The organism is Colwellia maritima, assembly GCF_022669015.1.
GTDB classification, from domain to species: Bacteria; Pseudomonadota; Gammaproteobacteria; order Enterobacterales; family Alteromonadaceae; genus Colwellia; species Colwellia maritima.
Genome location: NZ_JAKKSL010000001.1, coordinates 244,197 through 258,242, shown reverse-complemented (window position 1 = coordinate 258,242; position 14,046 = coordinate 244,197). Strand labels below are relative to the sequence as shown.

Genomic DNA, 14,046 nt, shown 5'->3' with positions numbered 1-14,046 from the left:
GAATATAGTAATGAACAATAACAGTAATATCATAGGACAATATCCTGCACGTCGTATGCGCCGTATGCGTAAAGATGATTGCACTCGTCGATTAATGGCCGAAAATCAGATCACCGTCAATGATTTAATTTACCCGGTATTTGTCTTAGAAGGGGAAAATCAGCGAGAAACTATCCTCTCAATGCCAGGTATAGAGAGAAAAAGTATTGATTTATTACTTGAAGAAGCGCAAGAACTGGTTGAGCTAGGCGTTCCGCCATTGCGCTATTTCCGGTCACACCTAATGATAAAAAATCACTAATGGCAGAAGAAGCATATAATCCTGAAGGTCTAGCACAACGCGCTGTTAAAGCATTAAAGGCTAAATTTCCGCAGTTAGCTGTAATTACTGATGTCGCTCTCGATCCTTTTACTACTCATGGACAAGATGGTATTTTAAGCGAAAGTGATGAAAATAAAGCGGGCCCAGAGGGTTATGTATTAAATGAAGTAACTAAAGATATTCTAGTAAAGCAAGCGTTATCTCATGCACAAGCAGGTGCAGATATTGTTGCTCCCTCTGACATGATGGATGGTCGAGTAGGAGCCATCAGAGAAGCGGAAGCCAATGGTTTTGTAAACACCAAAATTTTAGCTTATTCAGCAAAGTATGCGTCTAATTATTATGGTCCATTTCGTGATGCTGTTGGCTCTGCGGGTAATATTAAAGGTGGTAACAAACACACATATCAAATGGATCCTGCTAATAGTAATGAAGCGTTACACGAAGTGGCTCAAGACATTGCTGAAGGGGCAGATATGGTTATGGTAAAACCAGGTATGCCGTATTTAGATGTAGTACGTCGTGTTAAAGACACTTTTCAAGTGCCTACCTATGCATATCAAGTGAGTGGCGAATATGCTATGCATATGGCTGCAATTCAAAATGGTTGGTTGGCAGAGAGACCTTGTGTGATGGAAGGTTTGCTTGCCTTTAAACGAGCCGGTGCTGATGGTGTTTTAACTTATTTTGCTAAACAAGTTGCTAGATGGTTGAAAGAAGATAACGCGTAATAAGAAAAGTGCCGAGCTCCACATCATTGGAACTCGGCTTAATTTAAATTTAATAGATTTGGTATTAAAGCCGGCCTAAATGGGTAGTAGCTTGTGTAATAAACCCTCTCGTAAGGCACCTGTGGATAATCTAAGTTCTTTAATTTCTAAGCAATCAAATAGCGCAATTAAAATACATAATCCGCTCGCTAATACTGGTGTACGATCAGCTCTTAACCCTTCTAAAATAACATGATCTATTGATTTACACTCAATAAGCGCTTGTTTAATTTCTTGTAAAAAATCAGGCGTAATAACGATACTCTGATTACGATAAGAAAGAATTTCTGTTAAGGCTTGAATAGTTCCAGAACTTCCCACCACCGATTGCCAACCAAGGGCAATAAAATCAGCCCTGACAGGTGTAATGATATGGCATGCAGCTTTAATAGCCGAAGTGAAATTCTGTGAAGAGAGTTTTTTATCAGCAAAATATTTTTCTCTAAAACTAACACAACCTAAATCCAAACTAACAGCTTTATTTGCTGTAGAGCCTTTTCCTATAATTAATTCTGTACTGGCCCCGCCTATATCAATCACTAGTCTTTCTTGTGTTAAATCACTATTACAAGTGTAAGCGACACCACTGTAGATGGTTTCCGCTTCCTGTTTACCAGAGAGCAGCTGTATTTCTACAGGAAGTATTTTATTGGCTTTGTTTAAAAAATCATTACGGTTTTTAGCAAGTCGTAGAGTTGCAGTTGCAACAATACAAATATTGCTCAGAGGAATAGTCGCAAGGTGTTTGGCAAATAATTTTAAGCAATCAAGTCCACGCTCAATCGCTTCATTGCTAAGTTCATTATCTTCACTTAGGCCAGAAGCTAAGCGAACTTTTCGTTTAACTTTGTTAACGGGGATAATCTTATTCTGCTGTAAACAGACTATTGATAAATGAAAGCTATTAGAGCCTAGATCAACCACAGCATAATGGTGAGCACCGTACTGTGGTATTTCGTTGAGCTTTATCATATGACGACGAACTGTCTACTAACGACGACCGCGATAATTGCTATTACCGCCTTGTCTAGTACCGCCAGAACGCGCAGAATTAGGTCTATGTCGGCGCGGGCGAGGTTTAGGTTTAGGTAAATCCTCAAGTAAAGCATCATGTTCGTATTTTGTTACAGGCAGTTCATGCTCTATATAAGCTTCAATTGCAGGAAGGTTAAATACATATTGTTCACAAGCTAAACTGATAGCATGACCTGTGGCACCGCGACCAGTACGACCGATACGGTGAACATAATCTTCACAATCATCAGGTAAGTCGTAGTTAAATACATGGGTAACAGCGGGAATATGTAATCCTCGAGCTGCAACATCAGTAGCCACTAGAAAATCTATACTACCTTCGGTAAATTGTTCTAATATTTTCAAACGTTTTTTCTGTGGTACATCACCAGTTAATAAACCAACGCGTAACTTATCAGCAACAAGGTGGTCATATACTTTTTCACAAACATGCTTAGTATTAGCAAAAATAATCGCTTTTTCTGGCCAGTCTTCTTCTATAAGTGTTTGCAATAGTGTCATTTTATCTTCGTTAGATGGATAAAAAAGTTCTTCACTAATACGGATGTTGGTTTTTTGGTCTGGTTCAACCTCAACACTGATTGGATCATTCATATGCTCAAAAGCAAGCTCTTTCACACGAAATGATAAGGTTGCCGAGAATAGCATGCTTAAACGTTTTGTAGCCGGCGGCATTTTATTAAACATATAACGAATATCTTTAATAAAACCTAGGTCAAACATTCGGTCTGCTTCATCGAGTACAATGACTTCAAGATTTGATATGTTGTATACGCCTTGCTTCATGTAATCAAGCAAACGACCGCAGGTACCAATTAAAATATCGACACCCGTTTCTAATTCAAGGCGTTGACTTTCATAACCTTCACCACCATAAACGACACCAAGGCGTAATCCAGTGCTTTTAGACATTTCAAGGGCATCTCGGTGAATTTGAATTGCTAATTCACGTGTGGGTGCCATAATCAATGCTCTAGGTTGATTATGCGTTGGTGCTTCTTTTTGTAATAAATGGTGGAAAGTTGCGGCTAAAAAGGCAATGGTTTTACCTTCTCCTGTTTGCGCTTGACCAAGAAATGTCAGTACCTTGAAGCAGGACGGGTAAGGATTTCGCCTGAATAGACGTACAATAATCGAAGCCCATGGCTTCTAATCCGGTCACTACTTGCGGGGCAAGATTTAAGTCAGCGAATTTTGTTTCTGTTAAATGTGTTTTTTTCATGGCGCTAGCTTAACATCATAGTAGCTTAATAACTAATTTTAGCGTCTAGTAATTAATATAATAGAAACAAACTTGATATTTAAAGAGTAAAGCCCCATAACTGTTTTATATTGACAATAAATGTTGTAATTAATAAATTGGCCTAAGTGCCGCAAATGATGGAGAATAAGATGAATGACAAAATTGTTCAGCTAACCGATGATAGTTTTGAAGCTGATGTGTTAAAAGCATCTGGGTTAGTGTTGGTTGATTTTTGGGCTGAATGGTGTGGTCCTTGTAAAATGATAGCACCAGTGCTTGACGATATTGCGACAGAGTATGACGGTAAAGTCACTGTTGGTAAGTTAAATATTGACCAAAACTCTGATACGCCGCCTAAATATGGTGTACGTGGTATTCCTACGTTATTATTATTTAAAGACGGTGAACTTGCTGATACCAAAGTAGGTGCATTGTCAAAAACACAATTGAAAGAATTTTTAGATAAAAACCTGTAAGTTTTATCGCAGAACAGATAAAAAAAGCCTGAATTAATTATCAGGCTTTTTTGTTGATTTTTTAATCCGTAAAAAATATTTGCTTACATTTTGACTAGTGCCTTTACGTGGTCAAGCTTTTAATGCTAAATTTAAGCCCTGAGTACAAAATAACATCTCTTTATCCCTATCTTACTGTCTTTATTGGCTACATATAAGCCACATTATATTGATATGAAGGTTATAAAACACATTTGAAATATACTGTCGTCGGCAATCGCCTTAGACGTAATCACTTAAAATAATTTAAGAAACCCCCTATGAACCTTACCGAACTAAAAGAAAAATCCGTTAATGAATTGGTTAAACTAGCTGAAGAAATGAAGTTAGAAAACCTGGCTAGAACACGTAAGCAAGATATAATTTTTGCAATATTAAAAAAACATGCTGAAAACGATAATGATATTTTCGGAGGCGGTGTTTTAGAAATTCTTCAGGATGGTTTTGGCTTTTTACGCTCCGCAGACTCTTCTTACTTAGCCGGCCCAGATGATATCTATGTTTCTCCTAGCCAAATTCGCCGTTTTAGCATGCGTACAGGCGATACAATTCAAGGAAAAATTCGCTCTCCTAAAAAAGGGGAACGTTATTTTGCTTTGTTAAAAGTTACTGAAGTTAATTTTGACCGTCCAGAAAATTCTCGTAATAAAATTTTATTTGAAAACCTAACACCAATTCATCCAAATGAACGATTCACCATGGAACGTGGTAATGGTTCAACTGAAGATATCACTGCCCGTATATTAGATTTAGCTTCGCCAATTGGTAAGGGGCAGCGTGGTTTAATCGTAGCGCCACCAAAAGCAGGTAAAACATTATTATTACAAAATATTGCACAAAGCATTGCTTATAATCACCCTGATGCAGAATTAATGGTGTTGTTGATTGATGAGCGACCTGAAGAAGTAACTGAAATGCAGCGCCTTGTTAAAGGTGAAGTAGTTGCTTCAACGTTTGATGAACCACCAGTCGCCATGTTCAAGTAGCAGAAATGGTGATAGAAAAAGCAAAACGTTTAGTTGAACACAAGAAAGATGTAGTGATTTTACTTGATTCTATTACTCGATTAGCTCGTGCCTATAACACGGTAGTGCCGTCATCAGGTAAAATCTTAACAGGTGGTGTTGATGCAAATGCATTACATCGTCCAAAACGTTTTTTTGGTGCTGCACGTAATATTGAAGAAGGTGGTAGTTTAACTATTATTGCTACAGCGTTAGTTGATACCGGTTCTAAAATGGATGAAGTTATCTATGAAGAATTTAAAGGCACAGGTAATATGGAATTACATCTGTCGCGTAAAGTATCAGAAAAACGTGTTTTCCCTGCTATCCATATTAATCGTAGTGGCACGCGTCGTGAAGAATTAATTACTAAGCCAGATGAGTTACAAAAAATGTGGATTTTACGTAAGATTGTCCATGAAATGGATGAAGTTGGCGCAATTGAATTTCTTATTGATAAGTTAGCGATGTCGAAAACTAACGATGAATTTTTCGATTCAATGAAACGTAAGTAAGCATTTAATCTTTATTTAGAACCAGTCGTACCGGCCGGTTTTTTTGTTTTTAAACCGTTTTGCTTAATAAGTAATGCTATTTATGAAATATAATGATTTAAGAGATTTTATCAGTCAATTAGAAAAAACAGGGCAGTTAAAACGCATTACTATCCCCGTTTCGACTCATCTTACCATGACTGAAATTAGTGATCGTACTTTACGCGCTAAAGGACCAAGATTATTATTTGAAAATGCGGTGGATGAAAGCGGACAGCCTTATGATATACCCGTATTAACTAATCTTTTTGGTACACCTGGCCGTGTTGCTTTAGCCATGGGGCAAAATGACGTTAAGGCTTTGCGTGATGTTGGCAAATTGCTTGCCATGTTAAAAGAGCCTGAACCCCCAAAAGGTTTTAGAGATGCGTTAGGTAAATTACCTATTTATAAACAAGTACTTAACATGCCAACTAAAATGGTCAAAAAACCATTATGTCAGCAAGTTGTGTTAAGTGGTAATGATGTCGATTTATCTAAATTACCAATTCAAACTTGTTGGCCTGGAGATGTTGCACCGCTTATTACTTGGGGTTTAACAATCACTAAAGGACCATATAAAGAGCGGCAAAACTTAGGGATATACAGGCAGCAAGTCTTATCTAAAAATAAAGTGATTATGCGTTGGTTATCTCATCGAGGTGGTGCGTTAGATTTTCAAGAATTTAAAAAAACAAATCCCGGAGAAAAATACCCTGTGTCAGTTGCTTTAGGAGCTGATCCCGCAACTATTTTGGGTGCAGTAACCCCTGTGCCCGATACTTTATCAGAATATGCTTTTGCAGGGTTATTGCGTGGTGCAAAAACTGAAGTTGCTAAGTCCATAAGTAATGATTTGGAAGTACCGGCAACAGCTGAAATTATTTTAGAAGGTTATTTAGATCCTGAAGAAATGGCACCAGAAGGACCTTATGGAGATCATACAGGTTATTACAATGAAGTAGACGAGTTTCCCGTGTTTACGGTGACGCATATTACCATGCGTAAAGATCCTATATACCATAGCACTTACACGGGGCGTCCACCTGACGAACCGGCTATTTTAGGGGTAGCGTTAAATGAAGTTTTTGTACCAATTTTACAAAAACAGTTTCCCGAAATACAAGATTTTTATTTACCGCCAGAAGGCTGTTCTTATCGTTTAGCAGTGGTAACCATTAAAAAGCAATACGCCGGGCATGCTAAGCGTGTCATGATGGGGGTTTGGTCGTTCTTACGCCAATTTATGTATACTAAATTTGTTATAGTATGTGACGATGATGTGAACGCTCGAAGTTGGGAAGATGTGATTTGGGCAATGACTACCCGAATGGACCCAAGCCGAGATACGGTATTAATTGAAAATACACCAATAGATTATTTAGATTTTGCTTCGCCAGTGTCGGGTTTAGGCTCCAAAATGGGGTTAGACGCGACCAATAAATGGCCAGGTGAAACGAATAGAGAATGGGGAGAGCCGATAGTCATGAATGAAGCTATTAAACAGCAAGTTGATGATATTTGGGATGAACTTAATATCTTCTCAGATGAAAAAAATTAAAGAGTAAGGTTAATAAATGAATACAGTTAGTTGTCAAATAATGTCGTTAACATCGCTTACACCCCATGTGTTTAAAGTGTTGTTAAAACCGAGTGAAAAAGTCGATTTTATTGCCGGTCAATATTTGAATTTTGTTATGGATGATGAGGATAAACGACCATTTTCTATTGCAAGTTCGCCTAATAGTGAGTTAATAGAATTACAAATTGGTGCTTTTATTGCTGACAGCTATCCTATGCAAGTGATTGAACGTATTATAGCCTCTCAAGCAGAAGATAAACCTGTAACTATTGAAATTCCGTTAGGTACTGCACAATTACGCACAGAGAGTGATCGCCCGCTGTTATTGCTAGGCGGCGGTACAGGGTTTTCTTATATTAAGTCCATGTTTGAATATTTAGTAGAACAGAATTCACATCGCCATATTATGGTGTATTGGGGCTTAAGAGAGTTATCAGCTGCTTATGAATTAGAAGAAACAGCAGCAATGATCGCTAAGTTACCTCATGCTAACTTTATTCCTGTTATTGAAAATGTGGCAGAAGATACGAGTAATAATGATGGTTGGCAAGGAAAAACAGGGTTAGTTCATCAAGCAGTAATGCATGATATTATTAGCCTAGAGCCTTATGATATATATCTTGCCGGGCGTTTTGATATGGTAGGTCTTATTAGAAGTGATTTTATTGAGCATGGCGCGTTAGTAGAACATATGTATGCAGATGCTTTTGCCTTTATTTAAATATCTTGAACACGCTTTAAGTGTTTTTTAGGGGGTGAAATGGAAATAGACTATAGCATCACCACTGACAAGAATAAGGCGGATATTGATGCTATACATCAATATCTATCACGTTCTTATTGGGCAGAAAATGTACCTATAGAAGTTGTTGGAAAGGCGGTAGAAAACTCTTTGTGTTTCGGTGTGTTGGTTTGTGATGAAAAAGGTAACGAAAGCCAAGTGGGTTTTGCTCGGTTAATCACAGATAAGGCTACTTTTGCCTACTTAGCTGATGTTTATATTTTAGAAGAACACCGTGGTAAAGGCTTAAGTAAACGGTTAATGTCTACCATTATTGAACATCCCCAGTTACAAGGTTTGCGGCGCATGATGTTAGCTACTCGTGATGCACATAGCTTATATGAACAGTATGGCTTTACGCCCTTAACGGAGCCTACCATGTTTATGCAATTATGGACGCCTGATGTTTATCATCAAGCGCTGTGATCACCCTTTAAGACTGAGTAGGAAATTCATTTACCTTAACCCAAACCTCATTGGCAGCTTGGTGCTGACCTTCTGCCATTAAGGCTTGTGCAAACGCCCGTAAGTCTTCTTTGTCATATTGTTTTGTTTGTTGGTTTGCTTCTAGCTTAACTAAGCTGCCAAAGGCTTTTTCAGCCATTGACCACTGTTCACTCATTAGTGCTAGATGGCCCAAGCAGCTCAACCACTGTGCACTGTGTTTATCATTATGTAGGTGCTTTTGCACAATAGCGATCAGGGGTTCACTTTGTTTAATGGGTAATGTACGAAGGCGTTTTAGAAATTGTACATTAGGTTCTTTTTTCAAAACTGGTGTTATTAGCTCTGTTAAAGGCTCTGAAATATTGTGCTCAGCTAATACTTGGCAATAAGTAAATAATACAGCCTCCCGCTGTTTTATTTTACGACCTAAAGACTTCCAATAAGTTTGTAAACTTGCATTGTCTTGTTTGGTAATAAGGTCGTTAAAAACGCCATAGTAAGCTTGATCTTCCCATGCTTGTATCTGTTTATCACTGATGCTTTTTGCTTTTCGGGCCGCTGACAACCAAGCAACCGCTGCTTCAAAGCGTTTCTCAATAATACACAAATCAATTTCTAAAGTTAATAACCGCGTGTCATGACCAATTTGTTTGTGGTTATCATCAATCAATACACGTGCTTTTTTGTAAGCTTCACTTCGAGCTTGGTTCATTAATAACTTAACTTTTACAATAACACTGGCTAAATCTGTGTCATTATTTTTTTGGCTTTCCTGTGCTAATAAATCTAAATAATGATTAGTGTTTGCATCTAAATTTTGCTTTGCTGAGGCAGCGGCAGCAAGTAAATAAGCACTTTGGCTTTGGCGTTTGGCGGGTTCAGCACTTTTAGCAAATAATTGCTCTGCATTTTCGTAATCTTCTAGCATGTATGCAGCTAAACCTTTATTAAAGTTGGCAATACCACGTCGCCTACTTGCAAAAGCTACGGTATGCCAAGCGTTGAAACTGAGTTTAAAACCACCTCGTAACATTTTGACAATAATAAAAGCACTGATAGCAAATAGCAGGAATAAAATGGCTGCTGAAAGCACGGTTAATTCTATTATTGTTTCGCCCATGGCAATAAGAATATAACCTTTTTCATCAATTAATAACGGGCTTAGCGCTAGCATAGTAAAAAACAGCGCAATGATGATGATAAACCGGATCATAGGTTACCCTCACTTTTTGGGTCCTGAGTTGCATCGTTTGTAGCATCAGTCGCGTTCTCTTCAGGTGTGTTGTCGTTTTCTTGAATAGATTGTAATGGTTGAATTTGTTGATTTCTTAACGTAGCTCTAATGGCAGTTAATGAACTTAATTCACTTGGATAATCATAAGCTACTTGTTTATTTTGTAATGCCGTTAATGCGTTATAAAAAAGTTGGTTGGCATTATCTTCCATGTCAAAAAACTCATTAAGCCACTGTTGAATATCTGTTAAGGTTTTTTGATAAAGTTCACCTTTACGCTCAGTGGCAGCCCATATGGCTAGCTGAATTTTTAAATTTAAATTCTGTTTTAAATTTGCTTGTTGTTCAGGGGATATCAATGCTTCAACAGTGCCGACTCTTTGACGAACTCGGATAAAATCATTCAAAAACTTCTGCCAAGTTTTAGCTAAATTACTTTGCCAATCATTGATATTATCTGACAATGCTATATCTGTTGCTGTGTTTTCTTTTCCTAAATCAATTATAGCTAATGATAAGTCTGTAACTTGTTTGTTCATTGCTATTAGTGTCACTATCACATCATCTGTTTCTAGTGTTGGCATGCGAGTTAGCGTATTAATATCTTGATGAATTGTTTCACGAACGGGTAAAAAGTCGGGTCGTTCAATTCAGTTAAGCGAGCATCGGCATCCTTTAGTAAACCAATCGCAGCACGAGAATCATGTTCTAACCATAAAGTACGAGCAGAAATGCGAATTAAATACTCGGCTTCATGTAATAACCAATCGCTCGGTTGACGATTTTTAATACCTTGTTCAAGTTTTGCGACGGTGTTTTCTAGTGCTGTTATTTTACCTTGGCTCGTTTGTTGAATTTGCGCTGATATTTGCTGTAATTTATTACTAAGCACTTGTTCTTGGTTGCTAAGTGCTTGTTGCATTTGTGTTTTATAACGACTCAATGTTGCGCTATTTTCATCTTTGATTTTTTGCGTTAGCGATTGTACTAGTGTTTGGTGTTGTAATTGTTGCCAATAGTAATGGCCGGCAGGTGCTGCAATAGCGATAATTATTGCCACTATAGCCAATTTAGATATTTTATTGGGCGATTTGCTTGGTGGTTTTTGTTTTGTATTTGCTTGGTTTAGCACCCACGGCTTTAGTGTCGTTCTTCTGGGTGGTTTGTTTCAGCGTAGCTTTGCTCGTTGAACTGACTTCAGGGGTTGGTTCGCTCATCTTTTCTGAGGTTAATGGCGTTTTTGATTCAGTCATTATTTATTCCATTATCTAAAATAAGCCTAGTATAAGCTTAGTATAAGTCTTCAATTAATATAAGAATGTTAAATACTACACCGCAGTTTTTCTTCTTCGAGCTGCTTCAATGTTGTGATTATTGCCTTTTCACTTGCACCATCACTCACGATAACCTGGGATAACCCTAAGCTTTTTGCCGATTCGGCAATTCGATGACTTGCTACGAGCCATAAACATTCATTCTGCCAATATTTAGTTAATTGTCCTGTGTGCTTTGCTTCCTGCTGCGGAAGCATTAATTGTACAAGCTTTTCTAATATTGCGTTACTAGTAACGACAATACAATTTATTTGCTGTTTAAACCATTGTTGTGCTATGTCTTTGGTAAATGTTCGCCATACACATTGGTAACTTTCTAAATAATTTACATTGGCTCCTAGTTCGCGTAACTGAGATGCCAAATGCTCTCTGCCCCTATCACCACGTACAATAGTAATAGGAGCATTATTGAAAGATTTATTTAGCGCGGGTAGCGCCAATAAACCTTCACTATTTTCTTGTGTGGGGCAAAAAACAGGGGTAATGCCTAATCGCTCCAATGCTAACTTAGTTGCATTGCCCACGGCAAACACGGATTGATATTGCCAATAATTTGCAGGAAATACGTTATTTGCAAATTCAACAGCAGCAACGCTAACAAAAATAATAATGTGGCCGTGAGTTAATAAACGTTGGCTTATTTCTGCATCGTCTTTTGTTTTATAATCAAACAAGGGCTGATTGACACAAGCAATCCCCAACGCTGTGAGTGATGTTTCAAGCGCCTTTGCTTTATTTGTAGGTCGTGTTATTAATACGTTAAGCATGCTGTTTTTACTGATCATAAATTATTAATACAGATTATTACTGAGTATCAGTTTTATTGGTGGCATAAACCTCTTTAAGTATTCTGTCTGCACCACGGCTTAGTAATTCTTGCGCTAAGGTATGACCTAATACTTCACCTTGTTCCACGGGGCCAGTAATTTCACTTTCAATAAGTTCGCTGCCGTCTATGGCGCCAACTAAGCCACGTAAGTGCACTTCTTTACCATCGTTAGATATAACGCTGTAACTGGCAATAGGTACCTGACAGCCACCTTCTAGTGCTTTGTTCATCGCTCGTTCTGTTAATACGCGAGCGCGAGTTGTACTACATTCTAAAGGTTTGAGTAATGCCTTAATAGTATCATCACCAATACGGCATTCAATACCTACAGCACCTTGTCCGTTAGCAGGTAGCATCTCTTCGGGTTCAATATACTGGGTGATACGTTCACTCATTTTTAAACGAATTAAACCGGCAGCGGCTAATATAATGGCATCATATTGACCTTCATCTAATTTTTTAAGTCGGGTATTGACGTTACCGCGTAAATCACGAATATCAAGATCAGGTCGTTTGGCTTTTAATTGACATTGACGGCGCAAACTTGAAGTGCCCACTATTGCACCTTGTGGTAATTCACTCAGGGCAGTAAAAGTATTAGAAACAAATGCATCGCGGGGATCTTCTCGTGGGCAAATTACCTCTAAACCTAACCCTTCAGGAAAATCTACGGGTACATCTTTCATTGAATGGACGGCGATGTCAGCTCTATCTTCTAACATAGCAACTTCTAATTCTTTAACGAAAAGCCCTTTTCCACCTACTTTGGCAAGCGGCGTATCTAAAATGATATCGCCTTTGGTTGTCATTGGTATAAGCTCAACGTTAATTTTTGGATGAAAGTGTTCTAATTGAGCTTTTACATATTCCGCTTGCCATAACGCAAGGGCGCTTTCGCGAGTTGCTATTCTTACTGTTGTCATTTCTCTTGTTCCCAAGGGTATTTTATTCTGCAGATAGAGTTACGTTTGTTTCTGCCTGTGTACTTACTGCCTGTGATAAAAACTGCCAAAACTCATCACCACTGCGTTTATCTGTCCATAGCTGAGCATCGTCAGCGTAGGTAAAATGGTGACCATTAAATTTAGTGGCCACCCAAATTTCATGCAAAGGAGCTTGTTTATTAATGATAATTTTAGTGGTGTTTTTAAACGTCAGGGTCAACAAGCCGCCAACGCCTTCATAGTCTATATCAACCCCACAATCTTCAATGGCTTCTTCAACAGCAAGTAACAAATCTTCGGCTATTAAGTTATATTGGCTATCGTTCATTGTCTTTCTTTAGTTGTTTGGTGAATCAGCATGTGAGTATAATAGCAATCTGACAAAATAAATACCCATTAAGTTAAGTTGAAAAGCTTGATTTAAACGACTTTCATGGCAAATACTGGTAATCATGCGGCTTATTAAATACTTTTCTTTTTTGATTTCATGCTTTTCGATGAGCATACTTTTAACTGCGTGTGGCTCAAAAGGTGACTTATACCAAGTTAATGAGCCTAACTCAGTTGATAAAACAGTAGTAGAAGACTCTCAACTCAGCACACAAGAACTTAAGAAGAAGCAGCCTTAATGTTAGTTAATTTTTCAAAAATGCATGGTTTAGGTAATGACTTTTTAGTGCTAGATAATGTGACACAAAATGTTTTTTTATCTAACGAACAAATAGCCAAATTAGCGGATAGAAACTTTGGTGTTGGTTTTGACCAATTACTCATTGTTGAGCCACCTTATGATCCAGACTTAGATTTTCATTATCGAATTTTTAATGCGGATGGTAGCGAAGTTAACCAATGTGGCAATGGTGCGCGTTGTTTTGCTCGATTTGTTCGTATGAAAGGATTGTGTAATAAAAACAAAATTCGTGTATCAACAGCTTCCGGTAAAATGACCTTATTTGTTGAGCGTGATGGTAATATTTCTGTGACCATGCCTGTGCCTCAATTCGAGCCGCCTAAAATCCCTTTTATTGCCCAAAAAGCGGAAGGTACCTATATTTTGCGCAGTGATTCTGAAACCGTACTTTGTGGTGCCGTGTCGTTAGGAAATCCGCACTGTGTTGTGACCGTTGATGACGTACTAACTGCCCCGGTAGAGCGATTAGGAAAAGCACTTTCTTTGCATGAACGTTTTCCTGAGCATGCTAATGTTGGTTTTATGGAAGTTGTTGCACCTAATCAAATAAAGCTGCGTGTTTATGAACGTGGGGCTGCCGAAACACTTGCATGTGGCAGCGGTGCTTGTGCCGCGGTTGTTATTGGTCAAATGCAAAACAAATTAAGCCGACAAGTAACCGTTGAGTTACCTGGTGGCAAATTAAGAATTTATTGGAAAGGGCCCGGACACCCAGTGAAAATGTCAGGGCCTGCTGTGCATGTCTTTGATGGGCAATTATCTATCTAGTGATCAATTTAAAA

General features: G+C 38.2%; 12 protein-coding genes and 4 pseudogenes. 8 read left to right on the top strand and 8 right to left on the bottom strand.

Features of this window, described 5'->3' with window-relative positions:
• Positions 1 to 10 precede the first annotated feature (10 nt).
• Positions 11 to 1,053, top strand: a pseudogene (hemB, locus tag L3081_RS01305) (porphobilinogen synthase).
• A 75-nt stretch (positions 1,054 to 1,128) separates the two neighbouring features.
• Here hemB and L3081_RS01300 read toward each other — a convergent pair.
• Positions 1,129 to 2,064, bottom strand: a complete 936-nt coding sequence (locus L3081_RS01300; RefSeq protein ID WP_242282894.1) for a Ppx/GppA phosphatase family protein — start codon at positions 2,062 to 2,064, stop codon at positions 1,129 to 1,131.
• Between the two features lie 18 nt (positions 2,065 to 2,082).
• Positions 2,083 to 3,349 (bottom strand): annotated as a pseudogene (gene rhlB, locus L3081_RS01295) (ATP-dependent RNA helicase RhlB).
• Positions 3,350 to 3,519: 170 nt separating this feature from the next.
• Here rhlB and trxA point away from each other — a divergent pair.
• The 5 genes and pseudogenes from trxA to L3081_RS01270 all read left to right on the top strand — a co-directional run bounded on the left by trxA (position 3,520) and on the right by L3081_RS01270 (position 8,211).
• Positions 3,520 to 3,846 (top strand): thioredoxin TrxA, encoded by a 327-nt coding sequence (trxA, locus tag L3081_RS01290; protein WP_242282892.1) that lies wholly within the window; start codon positions 3,520 to 3,522, stop codon positions 3,844 to 3,846.
• Positions 3,847 to 4,145: 299 nt separating this feature from the next.
• Positions 4,146 to 5,404 (top strand): annotated as a pseudogene (gene rho / locus L3081_RS01285) (transcription termination factor Rho).
• 82 nt (positions 5,405 to 5,486) lie between these two features.
• Positions 5,487 to 6,983 (top strand): 4-hydroxy-3-polyprenylbenzoate decarboxylase, encoded by a 1,497-nt coding sequence (gene ubiD, locus L3081_RS01280; protein ID WP_242282890.1) that lies wholly within the window; start codon positions 5,487 to 5,489, stop codon positions 6,981 to 6,983.
• Positions 6,984 to 6,999: 16 nt separating this feature from the next.
• Complete coding sequence (gene fre, locus L3081_RS01275; protein ID WP_242282888.1) at positions 7,000 to 7,725, top strand: NAD(P)H-flavin reductase; 726 nt, start codon at positions 7,000 to 7,002, stop codon at positions 7,723 to 7,725.
• 39 nt (positions 7,726 to 7,764) lie between these two features.
• On the top strand, positions 7,765 to 8,211 hold the full coding sequence (locus L3081_RS01270) for a GNAT family N-acetyltransferase (protein WP_242282886.1): 447 nt from the start codon (positions 7,765 to 7,767) through the stop codon (positions 8,209 to 8,211).
• Positions 8,212 to 8,218: 7 nt separating this feature from the next.
• Here the strand turns inward: L3081_RS01270 and L3081_RS01265 are convergent, their stop codons facing one another.
• The 6 genes and pseudogenes from L3081_RS01265 to cyaY all read right to left on the bottom strand — a co-directional run bounded on the left by L3081_RS01265 (position 8,219) and on the right by cyaY (position 12,901).
• A complete protein-coding gene (locus tag L3081_RS01265) occupies positions 8,219 to 9,445 on the bottom strand; it encodes a heme biosynthesis HemY N-terminal domain-containing protein (RefSeq protein WP_242282884.1) in 1,227 nt (408 codons plus the stop codon).
• A pseudogene (locus L3081_RS01260) lies at positions 9,442 to 10,388 on the bottom strand (uroporphyrinogen-III C-methyltransferase). The gene L3081_RS01265 and the pseudogene L3081_RS01260 overlap by 4 nt, the downstream one beginning before the upstream one ends.
• Before the next feature lie 157 nt (positions 10,389 to 10,545).
• Complete coding sequence (locus tag L3081_RS01255; RefSeq protein WP_242282882.1) at positions 10,546 to 10,719, bottom strand: hypothetical protein; 174 nt, start codon at positions 10,717 to 10,719, stop codon at positions 10,546 to 10,548.
• Positions 10,720 to 10,787: 68 nt separating this feature from the next.
• Positions 10,788 to 11,567 carry a uroporphyrinogen-III synthase gene (locus tag L3081_RS01250; protein WP_242282880.1) on the bottom strand — a complete coding sequence of 260 codons (780 nt, stop codon included), beginning with the start codon at positions 11,565 to 11,567 and terminating at the stop codon, positions 10,788 to 10,790.
• A gap of 37 nt (positions 11,568 to 11,604) precedes the next feature.
• Positions 11,605 to 12,552, bottom strand: coding sequence for a hydroxymethylbilane synthase (gene hemC / locus L3081_RS01245; protein ID WP_242282878.1), 948 nt, complete (start codon positions 12,550 to 12,552; stop codon positions 11,605 to 11,607).
• A 22-nt stretch (positions 12,553 to 12,574) separates the two neighbouring features.
• Positions 12,575 to 12,901 (bottom strand): iron donor protein CyaY, encoded by a 327-nt coding sequence (cyaY, locus tag L3081_RS01240; protein ID WP_242282876.1) that lies wholly within the window; start codon positions 12,899 to 12,901, stop codon positions 12,575 to 12,577.
• Positions 12,902 to 13,070: 169 nt separating this feature from the next.
• On the opposite strand from cyaY, the gene L3081_RS01235 reads away from it, so the two are divergent.
• Together L3081_RS01235 and dapF are read left to right on the top strand one after the other, a co-directional pair.
• Entirely contained in the window at positions 13,071 to 13,202 is a 132-nt protein-coding gene (locus tag L3081_RS01235) for a lipoprotein (RefSeq protein ID WP_242282874.1), read from the top strand.
• Entirely contained in the window at positions 13,202 to 14,032 is an 831-nt protein-coding gene (dapF, locus tag L3081_RS01230; protein WP_242282872.1) for a diaminopimelate epimerase, read from the top strand. The genes L3081_RS01235 and dapF overlap by 1 nt, the downstream gene beginning before the upstream one ends.
• Positions 14,033 to 14,046 lie beyond the last annotated feature (14 nt).